This is a genomic window from Streptomyces yangpuensis, from assembly GCF_024666385.1.
GTDB lineage: Bacteria > Actinomycetota > Actinomycetes > Streptomycetales > Streptomycetaceae > Streptomyces > Streptomyces yangpuensis.
The window spans coordinates 383480-402249 of record NZ_CP102514.1 but is presented as its reverse complement, the minus strand read 5'-3'; the positions used below and the strand labels follow the sequence as shown (position 1 = coordinate 402249).

Annotated in this window: 16 protein-coding genes; 10 read left to right on the top strand and 6 right to left on the bottom strand. The window is 71.4% G+C overall.

Going from position 1 to position 18770, the window contains the following annotated elements:
- The 3 genes from NRK68_RS01960 to NRK68_RS01950 all read left to right on the top strand — a co-directional run bounded on the left by NRK68_RS01960 (nt 1) and on the right by NRK68_RS01950 (nt 3714).
- A complete protein-coding gene (locus NRK68_RS01960; RefSeq protein WP_257854641.1) occupies nt 1-747 on the top strand; it encodes an HAD-IA family hydrolase in 747 nt (248 codons plus the stop codon).
- Nucleotides 744-3146, top strand: a complete 2403-nt coding sequence (locus NRK68_RS01955) for a glycoside hydrolase family 65 protein (protein WP_257854639.1) — start codon at nt 744-746, stop codon at nt 3144-3146. Before NRK68_RS01960 ends, NRK68_RS01955 begins: the two co-directional genes overlap by 4 nt.
- Nucleotides 3147-3264: 118 nt before the next feature.
- Nucleotides 3265-3714: a universal stress protein gene (locus NRK68_RS01950; protein WP_257854638.1), complete on the top strand. Its 450-nt coding sequence runs from the start codon at nt 3265-3267 to the stop codon at nt 3712-3714.
- A gap of 13 nt (nt 3715-3727) precedes the next feature.
- On the opposite strand, the gene NRK68_RS01945 is transcribed toward NRK68_RS01950, so the two are convergent.
- From NRK68_RS01945 to NRK68_RS01920, 6 genes are all read right to left on the bottom strand, one after another.
- Nucleotides 3728-5110 carry a Ni/Fe hydrogenase subunit alpha gene (locus NRK68_RS01945; protein WP_257854637.1) on the bottom strand — a complete coding sequence of 461 codons (1383 nt, stop codon included), beginning with the start codon at nt 5108-5110 and terminating at the stop codon, nt 3728-3730.
- Entirely contained in the window at nt 5107-5874 is a 768-nt protein-coding gene (locus NRK68_RS01940; protein ID WP_257854635.1) for an NADH-quinone oxidoreductase subunit B family protein, read from the bottom strand. The genes NRK68_RS01945 and NRK68_RS01940 overlap by 4 nt, the downstream gene beginning before the upstream one ends.
- 49 nt (nt 5875-5923) lie before the next feature.
- Entirely contained in the window at nt 5924-6730 is an 807-nt protein-coding gene (locus NRK68_RS01935) for an FAD/NAD(P)-binding protein (protein WP_257854630.1), read from the bottom strand.
- On the bottom strand, nt 6727-7203 hold the full coding sequence (locus NRK68_RS01930) for a cyclic nucleotide-binding domain-containing protein (RefSeq protein WP_257854629.1): 477 nt from the start codon (nt 7201-7203) through the stop codon (nt 6727-6729). The genes NRK68_RS01935 and NRK68_RS01930 overlap by 4 nt, the downstream gene beginning before the upstream one ends.
- Entirely contained in the window at nt 7200-8369 is a 1170-nt protein-coding gene (locus tag NRK68_RS01925; protein ID WP_257854628.1) for a 4Fe-4S dicluster domain-containing protein, read from the bottom strand. The genes NRK68_RS01930 and NRK68_RS01925 overlap by 4 nt, the downstream gene beginning before the upstream one ends.
- Before the next feature lie 108 nt (nt 8370-8477).
- On the bottom strand, nt 8478-9056 hold the full coding sequence (locus tag NRK68_RS01920; RefSeq protein ID WP_257854626.1) for a hydrogenase maturation protease: 579 nt from the start codon (nt 9054-9056) through the stop codon (nt 8478-8480).
- 160 nt (nt 9057-9216) lie between these two features.
- Here NRK68_RS01920 and NRK68_RS01915 point away from each other — a divergent pair, with 160 nt between their 5' ends.
- From NRK68_RS01915 to NRK68_RS01885, 7 genes are all read left to right on the top strand, one after another.
- On the top strand, nt 9217-9636 hold the full coding sequence (locus NRK68_RS01915; RefSeq protein WP_257854625.1) for a CBS domain-containing protein: 420 nt from the start codon (nt 9217-9219) through the stop codon (nt 9634-9636).
- A 107-nt stretch (nt 9637-9743) separates the two neighbouring features.
- Nucleotides 9744-10607 carry a universal stress protein gene (locus NRK68_RS01910; protein WP_257854624.1) on the top strand — a complete coding sequence of 288 codons (864 nt, stop codon included), beginning with the start codon at nt 9744-9746 and terminating at the stop codon, nt 10605-10607.
- Between the two features lie 106 nt (nt 10608-10713).
- Nucleotides 10714-12189 carry a bifunctional aminoglycoside phosphotransferase/ATP-binding protein gene (locus NRK68_RS01905; RefSeq protein WP_257857744.1) on the top strand — a complete coding sequence of 492 codons (1476 nt, stop codon included), beginning with the start codon at nt 10714-10716 and terminating at the stop codon, nt 12187-12189.
- A gap of 279 nt (nt 12190-12468) precedes the next feature.
- Entirely contained in the window at nt 12469-14910 is a 2442-nt protein-coding gene (gene ppsA / locus NRK68_RS01900; protein ID WP_257854623.1) for a phosphoenolpyruvate synthase, read from the top strand.
- Between the two features lie 42 nt (nt 14911-14952).
- Nucleotides 14953-15453 carry a flavodoxin domain-containing protein gene (locus tag NRK68_RS01895; RefSeq protein ID WP_257854621.1) on the top strand — a complete coding sequence of 167 codons (501 nt, stop codon included), beginning with the start codon at nt 14953-14955 and terminating at the stop codon, nt 15451-15453.
- A gap of 45 nt (nt 15454-15498) precedes the next feature.
- A complete protein-coding gene (locus NRK68_RS01890) occupies nt 15499-16098 on the top strand; it encodes an Rv1733c family protein (protein ID WP_257854619.1) in 600 nt (199 codons plus the stop codon).
- Nucleotides 16091-18760 carry a cation-translocating P-type ATPase gene (locus NRK68_RS01885; protein ID WP_257854617.1) on the top strand — a complete coding sequence of 890 codons (2670 nt, stop codon included), beginning with the start codon at nt 16091-16093 and terminating at the stop codon, nt 18758-18760. Before NRK68_RS01890 ends, NRK68_RS01885 begins: the two co-directional genes overlap by 8 nt.
- Nucleotides 18761-18770: the final 10 nt, after the last annotated feature.

Genomic DNA, 18770 nt, shown 5'->3' with positions numbered 1-18770 from the left:
GTGCGTGCGGTGGTGTTCGACACGGACGGGGTGCTCCTGGCCACGGCGGCCCGCCACGCCGCCGCATGGAAGGACACCTTCGACGGCTGTCGTGGCGAATGGCGGCCGCAGGCCGGTGAACCCCCGCTGCCGTTCGACGCGGTCGGCGAGTACCGGGATCTGGTGGACGGCCGCTCGCGGCTCGACGGTGTACGCGCCTTCCTGACGGCCCGGCACATGGAACTCCCTCCCGGAGCCCCGGATGACCCGCCGGGCTGCAGCACGGTGTACGCGGTGGCCGCCCGTAAAGAGGCGATCTTCACGCGGATGGTGCGGACCGAAGGCGTGGAGGCATTTGGCGATGTCCGGTCCGTCCTGCGGCGGCTCCACGCGATGAGGGTCGGATGCGCGGCGGTCTCGGCATCGAAACACGCCCGCTCCCTCCTCCGGACCGCAGACCTCATCGGGTGCTTCGACGCCCTCGTGGACGGCCAGGACCTGGACGCGCTCGCGCTCCCCGGCAAACCCGACCCCGCTCTCTTCCTCGAAGCAGCGGACCGCCTCGGCACCGGCCCCGAGCACACCGCCGTGGTGGAGGACGCGCTCGTCGGCGTCGAGGCGGGACGGCGCGGCCACTTCGCCCTCGTCGTCGGCCTGTGCCGCGACGACGACCCGCGGATGGCGGACGCACTGCTCGCACACGGCGCCCACCTCGTCCTCACGGGCCTCGACGCCCTTCCGGCCGCACTGCACGGACACCGGCCGTGAACGAGTCATGGCGCTGGGAGTACCAGCACTACGACCCCAAGACCGAGCGGCTGATCGAGGCCCTGTGCACGTTGGGGAACGGCCGCTTCGCCACCCGCGGATCGGCCCCCGAAACCACGGCCGACGACATCCACTATCCGGCCACCTACCTCGCCGGCTGCTACGACCGGCTCACCTCCACCGTGGCCGGACGCACGGTCTCCAACGAGGACATGGTCCGGCTGCCGGACTGGACCGCCCTGCGCTACCGCTGCCTGCCCGACGACGCGCCGCCGGGTGACTGGCTCACCCCCGACCACCCCACCCTGCGCCACTCCCGGGTCTCGCTCGATCTCCGTACCGGAACGCTCATCCGGCGGATGCTCTTCCTCGACGCCGGGGGCCGCCGCCTGGGCGTGACCCACACCCGCCTCGTCCACATGGGGAATCCGCAGCTGGCCGCGCAACGCACCGTCCTCCGCGCGTACGGCTGGAGAGGCCGGATCGAGGTCGTCTCCGTGCTCGACGGCGACGTCGTCAACGCGGGCGTGGACCGATACCGCGCGCTGGCCGGGCGCCACCTCGTGGAGCACCGGACAGGGGTCGAGGCGGAAGGCATCGCCTGGCTGGACTGCACCACAGCGGTGTCCCGCATCCGGATCGGGCTCGCCGTACGCACCTCGGTGGAACCCCTGGCGGTCGTCGACCGGACCTGCACGGCCACCGCCGCACGGCAGGTCTGCGTCCTGCCGATCAGGCGGGGGCGGCCGGTCGTCGTCGTGAAGACCGCAGCCCTGTCCACCTCGCTCGACCGCCCCCTGTCCGACCCCGTCCACAGCAGTGTCGAGCAGGCCGCGCGGGCCCCGGCCTTCCGGGCCCTGCTGGCATCCCACGGTGCGACGTGGCAACGTCTGTGGTCCGAAGGAGAGTTGAGAACGGAGGGAGAGAGCGGCAGGATTCTGCGGCTGCACGCCTTCCACGTACTGCAGACCCTTTCGCCGCACACGGTGGAACTCGATGCGGGCGTCCCCGCCCGGGGCCTGCACGGCGAGGCGTACCGAGGACACGTCTTCTGGGACGAGTTGTTCGTCCTGCCCTACCTCGCCCTCCACTTCCCCGAAACCGCCCGTGCCCTGCTGATGTACCGGCACCGTCGGCTGCCCGCAGCCCGGGACGCAGCGCGGCGGCGGGGCGGAGCCACCGGTGCGATGTTCCCTTGGCAGAGCGGTAGTTCGGGCGCCGAGGAGACACAGCGGCTCCATCTCAACCCCCGCTCCGGCCGCTGGTTGCCCGACCACTCCCACCTCCAGCGCCATGTGGGCTCGGCCGTCGCCTGGAACGTCTGGCAGTACGGCCTTGCCACGGGCGACACGGGCTTCATGCACGGTCCGGGCGCCGAACTCATCCTCGCCATCGCCCACTTCTGGGCCGGCTCCGCGACCTGGGACGCAGATCTCGGCCGCTACCGGCTCCGCGGCGTCGTCGGCCCGGACGAATACCACGATGCGTACCCCGACGCCCAGGCCCCCGGCATCGACGACAACACCTACACCAACGTCACCGCGGCCTGGGTGCTCGCCCGCGCCCTCGACCTCTACGAGGAACTTCCGGCCCTCCGGCGGGCCGAGCTGCTTGCACAGCTCGGTGTCGAAGCGGACGGCCTCCGGAGATGGGAAGAGGTCTCGCGTCGCATGTACGTGCCCTTCCACCGCGACGTGATCAGCCAGTTCCACGGCTACGGTGATCTCGCCGAACTCGACTGGGACGGCTATCGCGCCCGCTACCACGACATCCGCCGGCTGGACCGCATCCTGGAGGCCGAGGGCGACACCCCCAACCGCTATCAGGCGTCCAAACAGGCCGACACCCTCATGCTCGGCTATCTCTTCCGCCCCGTGGAACTGGCCCGTCTGTTCTCCCGCCTGGGCTACCCGCTCGACGACGAGCTGTGGGCGCGGACGGTGGACTACCACCTGCGCCGGACCTGCCACGGTTCGACCCTGAGCAGCCTCGTCCACGGCTGGGTGCTCAGCCGCCAGCAGGGTCCGGACGCATGGCGGTACTGCCAGGAGGCCCTCCTCGGCGACATCACCGACGTCCAGGGCGGCACCACGGGCGAGGGCATCCACCTCGGTGCCATGGCCGGCACGCTCGACCTCGTCGAACGCGGCATCGTGGGGCTCGAACCCGGCGCCGACGGCCTGCACATCGACCCCGTGCCGCTCTCCGAGATCCCCGGCTCCGCCTTGTCGGTCTGCTACCTCGGGCACCGCAACATCCGCATCAGGTTCCGGCCCGGCAGGCTCGGGGTCCGTGTCCCGGCCTCCCTCCTCGGCCCGGTCCCGTTGATGCTGCCGGGTGACCGGCGGGAGGAGGTCGCCGCAGGTCACGAGCGGTGGTTCCGGCTACCGACCCAATGAGCCGCCCGCTGGCGTCCCTCCGACGCCGACCCCGGCGTACGTCCGTCGGCCCCCTTCGCGTGGCGGCGTGTCCGCGCTTCGCACACGCTGGAAAGGGAGCACCGAAGGGATCAGAAGCATGGACACGCAGCCTGAGGTTCCGCGGATCGTGGTCGGTGTCGACGGTTCGCCCTCGTCGCAGACCGCGCTGCGCTGGGCGGTGCGGTACGCCGGCCTCGTCGGAGGCAGGGTCGAGGCGGTGACCGCCTGGGAGGTGCCGGGGGAGGCCTCGTGGTCGGCCCCGGCCGTCGACGCCGAATTCGACGAGGAAGAGGCGCAGCGGCTACTGGTCGAGGAGGTGCGGGACGTACTCGGCGAGGACGGCGCGTCCCAAGTGCACGAACGGCTGGTGCACGGACATCCGGCGGACGTCCTGGTGGACGCGGCCGCAGGGGCCGAGATGCTGGTCGTCGGCAGCCGGGGCCGTGGTGGCTTCCGCCGGGCCCTTCTGGGCTCGGTGAGTCAGCAGGTCGCCCTGCACGCTCCCTGCCCGGTCACCATCGTGCGGCCGGATGTTTCCGCGGGGTAAGCGGTATCCCGTCTCACTGCCCCGCCGCATGTGTGCGGCGGATGTCCAGCTCCAGGAAATGGGCGGAGCAGGAGATGCACGGATCGTGGTTGCGGACGGCCCGCTCGCACACCCTCGCCAGTTCTTCGTCGGTGCTCTCTCCGCGGTCCAGACAAGCCTGGACGGTCCTGCGCAGATCCTCCTCGATGGCGGCCTGGTTCTGCGCGGTCGGCGGAACGAGCCTCGCGTCGGCGATGCGACCGGAGGCGTCCAGCACGTAGCGGTGGTACAGAAGTCCGCGCGGGGCCTCCGTGGCGCCGTGCCCGGTGCCGGCGCAGGGCGGCACCTCCACGAACGGGTGCTCCGGCCGCTCGTAGGCGTCGATGATCCGGAGCGCCTCCTCCACTGCGTAGAGCACCTCCACGGCGCGTACGAGGATGCTGCGGTAGGGGTTCCTGCAGACCGTGCCGACCGCGACGCCGGGTCCCCCAGGCCGCCCCGGGGGTGCGTCCAGGCCGGCTTCCCGGGCCGCTTCGAGCGCCAGGGGCGAGAGCAGGTGGCCGCTGATGGCCCAGCGGGCGAGCGCGCCGGTGAGGTGCCTGCGGCCGTCCAGTCGGGCGTGCAGGGCCGAGGAGTGCGCGACCTGGGTCTCCGCGACATGGTCGTTGAACTCCCGCAGCGGGAAACCGCGGGGCCGGACCGGTTCGCCGTACGGCAGCACCGTCGGGACACCGGACTCGATGGCGTAGGTGCTGCTCTCGGCGAGTGCGAACAGGTCGGCGTCGCACTCGGCGTCGGGGAAGTCGAACCCGGCCACCCAGCACAGCGTGTCCCAGGCGTCGTCGAGCGCGGCACGCAGCCGCTCCGCCAGGGGCAGGAGCCGGGACCGGGTGGGCGTACGGTGGAAGCCGCCGAGGCGGACGTTGACGGGGTGGATGGCCCGGCCGCCGAGCAGTTCGACCACCGCGTTGCCGGCCTGCTTCAGGCGTAGTCCGCGTTCGACGTGCTCCCGGTGGGTGCGGGACAGCCCGATCACGTCGTGGTGGCCGAGGAAGTCGGGCGCGTGCAGCATGTGGATGTGCAGGGTCTGGCTCTCGATCCACTCGCCGCAGTACAGCAGACGGCGCAGGGCGGCCAGCTGTCCGTCGACGGTGACGCCGCATGCGTCCTCGATGGCCCGGCAGGCGCTCATCTGGTAGGCGACGGGGCAGATCCCGCAGATGCGGGAGGTGAGGTCCGGGGGTTCGGTGTGCGCTCTGCCCCGCAGGAAGGCCTCGAAGAAACGTGGCGGTTCGTAGATCGCCAGGTGTGCCTCGGTGACGGTGCCGTCCTGGACGAGCAGGCGGAGCGCGGTTTCGCCCTCCACCCGGCTGACGGCGGGAATCCGCAGGACCCGGGACGCGGGAAAGTCCGTCACTGCGTGCCTTCCTCGCGGGTGGCGACCGGCTCCTGTGATTCCACGGCGGTGAAGGCCGTCACGTTGTAGGTGTGCAGGAACCTGTCGGTGTCCTCGGAACTCATCCCGTCGCGGTGGAGGAGTGGGATGAGCGCGGGCAGGTTGGTCGTGGCGGCCGGACCGAAGCAGCCGTAGCAGCCGCGGCCGTACGTGGGGCACAGGGCCCCGCAGCCGGCGTGGGTGACGGGTCCCAGGCAGGGGGTTCCGTGGGCGACGGTGACGCAGACGGTGCCGCGTCGTTTGCAGGCGAAGCAGACGCTGTGGTTCGGGATGCCCGGCTTGCGCCCGGCGAGGAAAGCCGTGATGACCTCCACGAGCTGCCCGCGGTCGATGGGGCAGCCGCGCAGTTCGAAATCGACGCGCACGTGCGCGGAGATCGGCGTGGACGTGGCGAGGGTGGCGATGTACTCGGGGTGGGCGTAGACGGTGGCGAGATACTCCTCGACGTCGGCGTAGTTGCGCAGTGCCTGGATGCCGCCGGCGGTCGCGCACGCGCCGATGGTGACGAGATGGCGGGATTCGGCGCGGATGCGGCGGATACGGTCGAGGTGTTCGGGGGTACTGACCGAGCCTTCGACGAGTGCGAGGTCGTACGGCCCCGGAGCCGCATCGCTGGACGCCTCCGTGAAATGGGCGATGTCGAGTTCGGCGGCGATGGCGAGCAGCTCGTCCTCGCAGTCGAGCAGGGTGAGCTGGCAGCCGTCGCACGAGGCGAACTTGAACACGCCGAGCCGTGGACGGACGGACTGTGGGGGTGGGTCAGGAGGGTGCAACTCACAGCTCCCGCACGGTGAGCAGGGATTCGGCCCGGTCGTAGCCGACCACCGGGCCGTCGCGGCACAGCAGCAGGGGACCGAGCTGGCAATGCCCGCAGTGCCCGGTCGCACAGCGCATGTTGCGTTCGAGGGACACCTGGATGCGTGCGGCGTCCACGCCCTGGTGCACCAGAGCGCGTGCCGTGGCCCGGATCATCACCTCGGGTCCGCAGACGAAGGCGGTCGTGTCCGACGGCGTGAAGCGGGCTTCGCCGATCAGGCCGGTGACGATTCCGACCCGGCCCGTCCAGTCGGCTGTGGGCCGGTCGACGGTGATCTCCGCGAACGGGCTGCGCCAGGAGGGGATTTCGTCCGGATACAGCAGGTCGCCCGGACTCCGGGCACCCACGCAGACGTTGAGCCGCCCGTACGCCTCCGGCTCGGCCAGCACCGTGTCGATCAGGGGCCTGAGCGGGGCGAGACCGATGCCGCCGGCGACGACGAGCACATCACGCCTACGAGCGGCCGTCGTGTCCCAGCCCGTGCCGAACGGGCCGCGCACTCCGACCTGGGCGCCGGGCCCGAGGCCGCAGAGCGCTCGCGAGACCGCGCCGACGGCCCGAACTGTGTGGACCAGCCGACCGCTGTCGAGGATCCGGGAAACGGACACGGGGATCTCGCCCACGCCGAACGCGTACACCATCGCGAACTGCCCCGCTGCGAAGGGGGCGAGAGGCTCATCGGAGGGTGCGAGCGTGAAGGTGACGGTGTCACGCGTCTCCTCCCGCCGGTCGACCACGCGGTAGGGAAGCGGTGCCAGGGTCATGAGGCGGGCCCGTTCGTCGGCGGCCCGTACAGGTCGAGCAGCCGGGTACGCGTCGCCCTGAGCCGCTCTCCGATGGTCTCGGCGACGAGGGTGACCAGGGCCAGACCCAGCGCGGGCCGCTCGGCGCACAAGGTGCGTACCGCGGTGGCATCGAACTCCCAGGCGCGGACGGCGTCCCGGGTCTCGGCGCCGAGGTGCCATTGCCGTGGCGGACACAGCCACGACCAGCCGAGCAGGCCGTCCGCGCCGATCGTCTCGACGACGGCGCGGCCCCGGCCGGGGATTTCGATGTCGAGTGCGACGGTCCCCGAGCACAGGATCCAGAAGCGGTCCGCTTCCTCGCCCTCCTCGAAGATGCGGGTGCCGGCCGGCAGGACGACGTTGCGGGCGAGGGAGGACAGTGACTCGCGCTCACCTGCCGGCAGAGCGGCGAGCAGTCGTGCGCCGCAGGGACGGTCGGGAGAGGTCGTCACGGTGCGTCCTGGCTTCCCCGGGCTTCCTGGTGGAGGGCATGGGCCTCCTCTGTGAGGTCGATGCCGGTGGGGCACCAGACGATGCAGCGGCCGCAGCCGACACAGCCGGAGCTGTCGAACTGGTCGTGCCACGTGCCGAGTTTGTGGGTGAGCCACTGGCGGTACCGGCTACGGGGGCTGCTTCGCACGGGACCACCGTGCAGGAGCGAGAAGTCCAGGTCGTAGCAGGAGTCCCAGCGGCGCCACCGCTCGGCGTGGTCGCCGGTCAGGTCGGTGACGTCCTCGGTGGTCGTGCAGAAACAGGTCGGACAGACCATCGTGCAGTTGCCGCAGCTCAGGCACCGAGCCGTGACATCGTCCCAGCGATCCGCCTCCAAGGTGTCCCGCATCAGCGTGCGCAGGTCCACCGGCGGCATGGACCGGCCCATGCGTTCGGCCGCCTCGCGCACCCCGAGGACGGCAGCGGTCCGGGTCGCGTCGTCGGCGGCACGGTGGGGGAGTTCCGTGAGGACGGCGGCTCCCTCCTCGGTCCCGCTCCGGCACAGGAAGCGGTGGCCGTCGTCGTCCACCACCTCGGTGAGGGCGAGGTCGTACCCGGCGTCCGCGGCCGGTCCCGTACCCATCGAGACGCAGAAGCAGGTGGCACCCGGCTCGGTGCACTCGACGGCGATCAGGAAGGCTCCCGTCCGCCGGGAGAGGTAGGCCGGATCGCGGTACCGGCCGCCTGCCATGACCCGGTCCAGGATCCGGATGGCCCGAAGGTCGCAGGGCCGCACGCCGAGGAAGGCGTAGGAGACCTCCTCCGGCCTCTCCTCGCGCACGGTCAGGCCGCCACCGGGTTCACGGTCCGCGGACCACTGGCGGACCCGCTCGGGGTGCAGGAACGACTTCCACGACTGGGGGCCCGCACTGTGCGAGAACGCGGCCCCGTCGTCACGCGGAATGAGCCGGTAGGTACCCGCTTCCAGCTCCACCCCCCACCCGTAGGGCAGCGCGGTCGCGGACGCCAGCTCGTCGAGAACGATCGCCCCGTCCCGTACGGTCGGTCCGATCACCGTACGGCCACGGCCTTGCAGGACCGTCACGAGCGCGGCCAGACCACTGCGGTCGAGCACCGCCTCGGTCATGCCGTCGGGGGGCCGGCGGTTTTCCGCGGGACCGGTCATGGTCTGCCTCCTGTCCGTGCCCCGTCACCGACGCGAGGCAGGGTGCATGTACGACGGCGTCTACCGCCCGCCGGGGGCCGTACCGCGCGACTGCTCCGGACCAGGGTGTCAGGCAGGTGGCCTGCGGGCGGTGACCGTCGTTCGGCGAGTCCCGGTCGGTGGCTCGGTCTTTGGGGAGCGGGCGTCGTGGGCGGGCATGCCATGGCGCTCGATGTCGGCGGTGATGCGTCGGATCAGTCCCGGTACGACGCGCGCCACCGCGGGAGTCATGCCCGGCCCCGGCGCAAGTTCCGCCCCTTCGACCGCGTACACGATCAGGCGACGGGGACAGCGGCCGAGTGCGCGTCCCAGATCCATGGCTTCGGCGAAGCCGAGCCCGTGCGTGCTGTGTCTCGCCGAGCCGGTCGTGCTCGGTCGGCCGTCCACGGCATCGTCCCACCGGTGCGTGCGCCCCGGCTCTGCGGCGGGTGGAAAGCACGCGTCCACGACGATGGCCAGACCGGCGTTCCCCCACAATTCGATCAGGCGCCCGGGATCCCCGTCACACTGTGCGACGACGACACCCGGGGGCAGCCGACGTTCGTCGGCCCGGCGCTTCAGCAGACCGGCCACGGTCCATCCGACACCGTCATCCCGGCGGAACTCGTTGCCCAAGCCGATGACCACCGTCCCGCTGCCTGCCTCCATCGGATCCTCGATCCCCTTCCGCACTCCGCACTCGGCACGTGGCGGCCTCCTGCACGGCGCACACCGCCACCGTACGGCGTGCCGGCCTCCAGACCATCCGCCCGACGCGCGGCGGAGCGTCGGCGCCGCCAGACTGAAAGAGGGAGCCGAGGAGGCGGCCATGAAGACAGCGCGCGAGATCATGCATGCCGGCGCTTCCTGCGTCCAGGAGACAGAGACGCTCATGGACGCCGCGCGCCGAATGAGCGAGCTGGGTGTCGGAGCACTTCCCATCTGCGGCCCGGACGACAGACTGCACGGCATCATCACCGACCGTGACATCGTGATCAAATGCCTGGCCAAGGGCAAGGACCCCAGCCATGTGACGGCCGGGCAGCTCGCACAGGGCAAGCCCGTGACCGTCGATGCCGATGCGGGGGCGGACCAGGTCCTGGCCACGATGCAGGACCATCACATCCGGCGGGTCCCGGTCATCGCCGATCGCCGCCTCGTGGGCATGATCAGTGAAGCCGATCTCGCCCGGCACCTGTCCGACGACCAGGTGGGTCACTTTGTCGAGTCCGTCTGCGCGGGCCGCTGATCCACCCACCACGACTCGACCAGAGTCGTCGCCACGGTGCTCCTGCGCGCCGGGACAGGCCATCCGTGGTGTCATTCCAACGGTCCGGTGGAGAGGAAGCTGACGCCATGGACCCGGTCGTGATCGTGGGCCTCGACGGCTCTCCGGAGAGCCTCGCCGCAGCCCGCTGGGCCGCCGACGAGGCCCAGCGACGCAGGCTCACCCTGCGCCTCCTCCACGCCTGGCCCATGCTGGCGCCGGATCCGGCACACGCTTCTTCGGAGCCCGACCAGAACTACTGGGCCAAGAAGCTCGTGCACACGGCACGAGCAGAAATCCTGGCCATGTACCCCGGGCTGACGGTCATCGGCGAGCTGGTTGCCGACGACGCGCAGGACGCACTCCTGCGTGCAGCAGCCGAGTCCGAGATCACGGTGCTCGGTTCGCGGGGTCTGGAGTCCCTCCAGAGCTATTTCCTCGGAGACATCAGCACGGCCGTCGTGGGCCGGGCCGAGCGTCCGGTGGTCCTCGTCCGGGCGGCCACACACCAGGGCGGGCTCCCGGGTGCGGCGGGCGTGGTGGTGGCGTTGAAACTGGGCGGCCCCTGCGACGACCTCCTGGCGTTCGCCTTCGAGGCGGCTGCGGCTCGCGGAGTGCCCCTACGGGCTGTACACGGCGAAACCCTTCCTCTGCACGCCCACATGCCGTGGGGCGCGGACCACGAAGTGACCCGGGAGATCGAGCGCGAGGCCAGGACGAGGCTGAATCTGGCCCTCCAACGGTGGCGTGTGCAGTACCCGGACCTCGACGTCGTCGACAGCGTCACCCTCGAAAGCCCGGCCAGAGCCGTGGCGAGGGCTGCCGAGGGCGCCGGAATGCTGGTCGTCGGACGGCGCATGAACCGTCCAGCCCTGGCACCCCGCCTGGGCTCGGTCGCACAGGCCGCCATCCACCACGCACGCTGCCCCGTAGCGGTCGTGCCCCATGACTGAGCCCGGCACCGGCCCCACGCAGTCCCGGCGGACCGACCACCCGTCCGACGGGGCGGGGCTGCGGACAGGCTACGGCGACGAAGCCGCTCCGCCACCGCGGGCGGAGGTGTGCGAGACCCATACGGCGGTGGTCCTGTTCGTGGGAGACCACGCCTACAAGCTCAAGAAGCCCGTCGACCTGGGCTTCCTGGACTACAGCACCGTGGCGGCCCGCCGAAGCGTCTGCGAACGGGAAGTCACACTGAACCGGCAGTTCGCGCCGGACGTCTACCTCGGAGTCGGTGAGTTCCGCAGCCCCGCAGCAGAGGTGCCCGAACCGGTCGTCGTGATGCGCAGGATGCCGACCGGGCGCCGCCTCTCGACGCTGGTCGCCGAGGGCGCGGACGTGGACCGGTTCCTCGATGCCGTCGCCCGTCGGCTGGCCACGCACCATGCGGGTGCGGCCCGGGGCCCTGACGTGGACGCCCAGGGCACCAGGGACGCGCTGTCGGCGCGCTGGGAAGCCGGCTTCGCGCAAGTGCGTGAGCTGGTCGACGCAGAGCACCTGCCCGACGGCCTGGCCGAAACCGAGCGCCTCGTACGCCGCTACCTCAGCGGACGCAAGGCGCTGTTCGACGCCCGCATCGGACAGGGGCGGATCGTCGACGGCCACGGAGACCTGCTCGCCGACGACATCTTCTGCCTGGACGACGGTCCCCGCATCCTCGACTGCCTCGAATTCGACGACCACCTGCGATACGTCGACGGACTCGACGACGCCGCGTTCCTCGCCATGGACCTGGAGCATCTCGGGGCTCCGGAGGCCGCTTCGTACTTCCTCTCCCGGTACTGCGAATACTCCGGTGACCCGGCACCGCCTTCCCTGAGGCACCACTACGTCGCCTACCGCGCCTTCGTGCGGGCCAAAGTGTCTCTGATCCAGGCCGCGCAGGGGGCGCCGGGTGCGTTCTCCACGGCACGGCGACTGGCATCGGTCGCGCTGCGGCACCTGCGCACCTCCGCCGTCGGCCTCACCCTCGTCGGAGGGCTTCCGGGCAGCGGGAAGTCCACCCTCTCCGGCGCCCTGGCCGACCGCCTCGGTGTGACCCTGCTCAGCAGCGACCGGATCCGGAAGGAGCTGGCGGGCATCCCTGCGGAGCAACCGGCGTCGGCCGGCTACGGCGAGGGCCTGTACACACCGGAGCGGACGGCCCAGGCGTACGCGGCCCTCCTCGACCGCGCGTCGAGGCTCTTGGCCGCCGGCGAATCGGTCGTGCTCGACGCCACCTGGACCGATGCCGGACAGCGTGAAGCCGCCGTCCGCGTGGCCGGCAACGCCGACGCCGACCTAGTGGCACTCCACTGCCACGTTCCCGGCGAGGTGGCGGAAGCCCGGATCGCGGGCCGCACCGCAGGCCCGTCCGATGCCGATGTGGCCGTCGCCAGAGCCATGGCCGCCCGAGAGGCCGCATGGCCCGAAGCCGTCACCATCGATACGAGTGGGTCTCTCGAATCAGCAGTCGTCCAGGCACTGGCAGCCGTGCACCCGTGGGGAAGCAGCCAGGCACCGGTCTTCCGACGCCCCTACATGGAACCGGACTGAAACCAGGGGCCGGGACCATCGGTCCCAGCAGAAGGGGTCCGGTCGGCCCTGGGCACCGGGCCCCCTCGGCACTGCGGACGGCGCGCCCCGCGGAGTGACCGTGGAATCCGGACGCCGAACCGGCGCCGCTTCCCGAAGAGGGTGACCACGATGCAGCGCATACGGATCCGGACCCGGCCGAAGCAGTCCCACAGGCCCGACCCGCTGGACCTGCGTACGCCCTCCGGACGCCCGCTGCCGTACTGAGCTCCGCCGTGCGCGGAAGGCCTGGAGATCGTCATGGGACACGCAGGACGCGTCATACCCTTCACCCGCCTGAGCCGCGGTGACCTCGCCCGCGTCGGTGGCAAGAACGCCTCCCTCGGTGAAATGACCGTGCGGCTGGCCGCAGCCGGCGTGACCGTCCCGCCCGGCTTCGCCACGACCGCGGAGGCCTACGAAGAGCTGCTCGACGAAAACGAGCTGCGGGCCCGGATGCAGGACCAGCTGGACCGTTTCCACGACGGCGCCGCGTTGGAGGACGTGGGTGCGGGCCTCCGATCCCTGGTCATGGGCGCACCCCTGCCCGGGGCGCTGCGCGACGAGATCGGCGCCGCGTACGCGGACCTCGGACGTCGGCTGGGCCGGACCGACCCGGAGGTCGCCGTACGGAGCAGTGCGACCGCCGAGGACCTGCCCGAGGCCAGTTTCGCGGGGCAGCAGGACACGTACCTGAACGTGCGCGGCACCGAACAGCTGCTGGACGCCGTGCACCGCTGCTTCGCCTCGCTCTTCACCGACCGGGCCATCGACTACCGCGAGCGCATGGGCTTCGACCATCTGCGGGTGGCGCTGTCCGTGGGAGTCCAGTCGATGGTCCGCTCGGACCTCGCCGGCGCCGGGGTGATGTTCACCCTCGACCCCGAGAGCGGCTTCCCGAACGTCGTCGTGGTCAGCGCGGCGTGGGGGCTCGGCGAGACGGTGGTCAGCGGACGGACGGACCCCGACGAGTACACCGTCTTCAAACCGTCCCTGAAGGACGCCGCCCTCGACCCCGTCATCGATGTTCGCCTCGGTGCCAAGCGCCGCAAGGCCGTTTATGCCCAGGGCGGGCTGACCGAAACGGTCGACACCACCCCCGAGGAAAGGGCGGGACGCGTCCTGACCGACGCCGAGGTACGCCGGCTCGCCGAGTGGGCCGTGGCGGTCGAGGAGCACTACGGGTGCCCGATGGACCTGGAGTGGGCCAAGGACGGGACGACCGGAGAGCTGGCCATCGTCCAGGCCCGGCCGGAAACCGTGCAGTCCCGCAGGCGCTCCGCGACCCTGCGCCGCTGCCGGCTGACCGGCATGCCCGGACAGGTGCTCGTCGAGGGCACCGCGGTCGGCGAGGCGATCGGAGCCGGACCCGTGTGCCGTCTGGACACGCCTGTGGACCTCGAACGATTCCCGGCGGGCGGCGTACTCGTCACCTCCATCACGGACCCGGACTGGGAACCGATCATGAAGAGGGCTGCCGCGATCGTCACCGATCACGGGGGCCGCACCTCCCACGCGGCGATCGTCAGCCGCGAACTCGGCGTTCCCGCCGTCGTCGGCACGGCAAGCGCCACGCTGGTCCTGGAAGACGGGGCCGAGGTCACCGTCTCGTGCACGGAGGGCAGCCGCGGCAAGGTGTACGCGGGCCTGGTGCCGTACGAGGAGACCGAGACCGATCTCGCGGCTCTTCCCGCCACCCGGACCCGCGTGATGCTCAACCTGGCGGACCCGTCGGCGGCCTTCCGCTGGTGGCGGCTGCCGGCGGACGGCGTCGGCCTCGCCCGCCTGGAGTTCATCGTCGCCCACCAGGTCAAGGTCCACCCCATGGCCCTGCTGCACCCCGAGCGGCTGGACACGGGCGACCGCTGCGCCGTCGACCAGCTCACCGAGGGCCGTCTCGACCGCACCCGGTACTTCACGGACCGCCTTGCGTACGGCATCGCCCGGATCGCCGCCTCCCGGTGGCCGGACCCCGTCATCGTGCGCACCAGCGACTTCAAGACCAACGAGTACGCCAAACTCCTCGGCGGCCGGCCGTTCGAGCCGGTCGAGGCCAACCCGATGATCGGATGGCGGGGAGCCAGCCGCTACTACAGCGACGGCTACCGGGAGGGATTCGCCCTCGAATGCAGGGCCCTGCGCCGGGTCCGCGACGAGATGGGGCTGACCAACGTCATCGTCATGATCCCCTTCTGCCGCACGCTGAAGGAAGCCGACAAGGTCCTCGACGTGATGGCCGGTGAAGGGCTCCGGCGGGGCGAGAACGGGCTCAAGGTCTACGTGATGGCCGAGATCCCCGCCAACGTCCTCCTCGCCGGGGACTTCGCGGAACGCTTCGACGGCTTCTCCATCGGCAGCAACGACCTCACGCAGCTCACCCTGGGCGTGGACCGGGACTCCGAAGCGCTCGCCGACGTCTTCGACGAGAACGATCCGGCTGTCACCAGCCTGATCGGCCTGCTCGTCCCGCGGGCCCAAGCCGCGGGACGCCCCGTGGGCCTGTGCGGTCAGCGCCCGAGCGATGACCCCGCCTTCGCCGCCTTCCTCGTCGGTGTCGGGATCGACTCGGTCTCCGTGGCCCCGGACAGCTTCGCCGCCGTCAAACAGCACGTGGCCGCGGCCGAGGAGGGACGCCACGGCGGGGACCGAACGGCCCCGGCCGGGATCCGTCCGGCCCATGCGCAGCCGCCGTCGGCAGCGTGACAGTGGCATCGGCCCACAAGGACGAGACGAGGAGGCTGCGCCATGACCGCCAAGAAGGTCCTGGTCGCCTACGGGACCCAACACGGAGCCACCGCGGGGATCGCCGAGCAGATCGGCAGGACCCTCCGCGAAGACGGCCTCGATGCCGTGGTGCTGCCCGCGGGCAAGGTCCACGACGTCCGCGCCTACGACGCCGTCGTCCTCGGCGGCTCCCTCTACGCCGGCCACTGGAGCGGCAAGGCCAAGCGCTGCGCCGAACGCAACGCCGAGTCCCTGCGGCACCGTCCCGTATGGCTGTTCAGCAGCGGCCCGCTCGACCGGTCGGCGGAGGAACAAGACATCCCCCCGGTCCCCGCGGTCGCCCGGCAGATGCAACTCATCGGCGCGCGCGAACACAAGACGTTCGGCGGCAGTGTCACGGCCGGTACCCCCGGGCTCGTCGCCCGGTCGATGCTCCGCCAGGGAAAGGGCGGGGACTATCGCGCTCCCGAGCGCATTCAGGCCTGGGCACACCACATCAGCAGCGAACTCACAGCCGCCTGACCAGGGCGGTCCGCCACCGGTACCCGCGCAACGTGGAGGTGAGCCATGGACGACGATCGGACTGCCGGGGTGGGGGGCAATCCGCTCCGGCGCAGCGCCGACCGCACGCGCACCCGCCTGCATGCGGCCTTCGCCGTCACGTGCCTCCTCGCCGTGATCTGCGGCATCGCCGTCGGCCGGGCAGCCTGGACCGACGCCGGCCGTGCCGCCGAGATCCTGGCGGTGCACCGGCACGTCGTCACGGCCACCGCCGTCGACGCAACCAGCTATCGTACCGGTCCGCGCCCGGGCGAGCGTCCCATCGTGGTAGCCCCCGTCACCTGGCAGTATCCCGACGGCCGCAGGCATGCGGACACGGTCCCCGTTCCGGCGCAGACGCGCAAGGGCGACACCGTCCGGGTCTGGGTCGACGACCGGGGCGACGCCGCCACGGCTCCCCCGGTGACCGCTGACCTCGCCATGCGTGCCTTCGGTCTCGGCACCGTGGTGTTCGCCGGGATCGCGCTTCTCGCAGGAGCTCTCGTCCGCCTGGGGATCCGGTTCGTCGATGCCCGCAGCGCCCGGGCCTGGGAATCCGAATGGGAGGACGTCGAGCCCGTCTGGACCGGCCGTCCGCACCCCGGCCACGGAGCGGACGATGGCTGACGGTCTCACCGACAGGGGGCTCGCTCCGGACCTCGTGCCCGATCCTCTGGAGCCCCTTCCGTTGCTCCGCAGGGAACTCCACACGGGGCCTTCGGGGCTGTCGAGCCGGGAAGCGGCGCGGCGGCTTGCGGTCTACGGGCCGAACGAGGTCCGCCCCGCCGCGCAGACCGGCGTCCTTCGCGAACTCCTGCGCCAGCTGGCCCACCCGCTGGCGCTGCTGCTGTGGGCGGCCGCCGCGCTCGCGTTCATCGCCGGCATCGACGTCCTCGGCTGGGCGATCATCGCCGTGGTCCTCGTCAACGCCGCGTTCGCGCTCGTCCAGGAACGGCAGGCCGAGAAGGCCGTCGAGACCCTGGCCCGCTACCTCCCGGCGCAGGCACGGGTGATCCGTGACGGGGAGCCACGGCACGTCCCGGCCCGGGACCTGGTCCCCGGCGACCTCATCGTCCTGGAGGAGGGCGACCGCATCGCCGCCGACGCCCGACTGACCGAAGGCGGAATCGAAGCGGACCTGTCCATGCTGACGGGGGAGTCCACACCGGTGGAACGGCTGGCCGGTCCCGGCCTGCAGGCGGTCCCGGTGCTCCAGGAGCCGAACCTCGTCTTCAGCGGCACCAGCGCCACCGAAGGGCAGGCCCGGGCGATCGTCTTCGCCACCGGGGACCACACTCAGCTCGGCCGGATCGCCGCCCTCAGCCAGCGCACCCGGCGCGAACCCAGCCCGCTGGAGAAGCAGGTCAAGAAGGTCGCCTGGCTGATCGCGGCGGTCGCCGTCGCCATGAGTGCCGTCTTCCTCGTGACCGGCGTCGCTGTGGGCCTTCCGCTCACCGACTCGCTGATGTTCGCCATCGGCCTGCTCGTCGCCAACGTGCCCGAAGGGCTCCTGCCGACGATCACCCTCGCCCTCGCCGTCGGCGTCCGGGTCCTCGCCCGACAGGGCGCGGTGATCAAGCGGCTCAGCGCCGTGGAGACTCTCGGTTCCACCAACGTCATCTGCACCGACAAGACCGGCACCCTCACCCGCAACGAGATGCGCCTGCACGCGCTATGGACGCCGGAGCACGGCACGGAGCCCGGGCCGGGTGACACCGCGCTGGTCCGGGCGGCGGCCCTGTGCACCACCGTCGCGCGCGAGACCGACGGGCAATGGCACGGCGACCCGACCGAAATCGCCCTCGTGGACGGAGCGGCGCAGCGCGCCGTCCCGGTGGATCCGGCCGACCGGGACGCCCATGGCCGCGCCTGCTTCCGCTTCGATCCCCGGCTGCGCCTGATGTCGGTGGTCCGGGCGACGGACCCGGGCCGCCTCCGGGTCATCACCAAGGGAGCTCCAGAAGCCGTCCTGCCCCTCCTGACGGGCGGGCAGCCGATCCGGCAGGCGCAGGACGCAGTGGACGCCCTGGCCGGGGCGGGCATGAGGGTACTGGCCGTCGCGGAGCGGGAACTGCCGGACGGTGCCGACGTCCCGTCGCGGCGGCAGCAGGCCGAACGGGAGCTGCGCCTCCTGGGCCTTGTCGGCCTGTACGACCCGCCGCGTCCGGAAGTCGCCGCCGCGGTCGAACGCTGCCACCAGGCAGGGCTGACCGTCCACATCGTCACCGGCGACAACGGAGCCACAGCCGCCGCCGTGGCCCGGTCCGTAGGCATCGGCGTACCGGACCTGCGGGTGATCGCCCAGTCCGAGGCGATCGACGACCACGAACTCGACCACCTGCTGCGGCTACCCGGCACGGAGATCGTCTTCGCCCGCTCCTCACCCGAGACAAAACTGAAGGTGGCCGACGCCCTGCGGGCTCACGGGCAGATCGTCGCCATGACCGGCGACGGGGTCAACGACGCGCCCGCTCTCCACCGTGCTCACATCGGCGTCGCCATGGGACGCTCGGGTACGGACGTGGCACGAGAAGCCTCGACCATGATCCTGACCGACGACAACTTCGCCACCATCGTCACGGCGATCGAATCGGGCCGACGCGTCTACGACAACGTCCGCAAGTTCATCGTCTACATCTTCGCCCACCTCACACCCGAGGTCGTTCCCTTCCTGGTGTTCGCCCTGTCCGGCGGCACCGTCCCCCTGCCGCTCACCGTGCTCCAGATCCTCGCCATCGACCTCGGTACCGAGACCCTCCCCGCTCTCGCCCTGGGACGCGAGCGCGCCGAACCAGGGGTCATGGCACGCCCGCCCCGGCCCAGCAGCCAGGGAGTGATCAACAAAGACATGCTGGTCCGCAGCTGGGGCTGGCTCGGCACCGTGTCCGCCATCCTGGTGATGACAGCCTTCTTCTACGTGTTGTGGCGGGCGGGCTGGCATCCTGGCGACCCCACCGGTCCGGGCACCCCGCTCCACCACTCCTACCTCACCGCCACCACCGCCACCTTCGCCGGCATCGTCACCTGCCAGGTCGGAACGGCGATGGCGGCCCGCACCGACCACGCCGCCCTGCGCGACATCGGCCTCTTCACCAACCCTCTTCTGCTCGCCGGCATCGCCTTCGAACTGGCCTTCACCGCGGCGCTCGTCTACGCGCCCCCGCTCCAGCACATCTTCGGCACCGCCGCCCTGCCCCTGGACGTCGTCCTCCTCATAGCCCTCTTCCCGCCGCTGGTCTGGGGAACGGACGAAATCCGCCGCTGGGCCCGGCGCCGTCACCACACCTGAAGCACCGGAG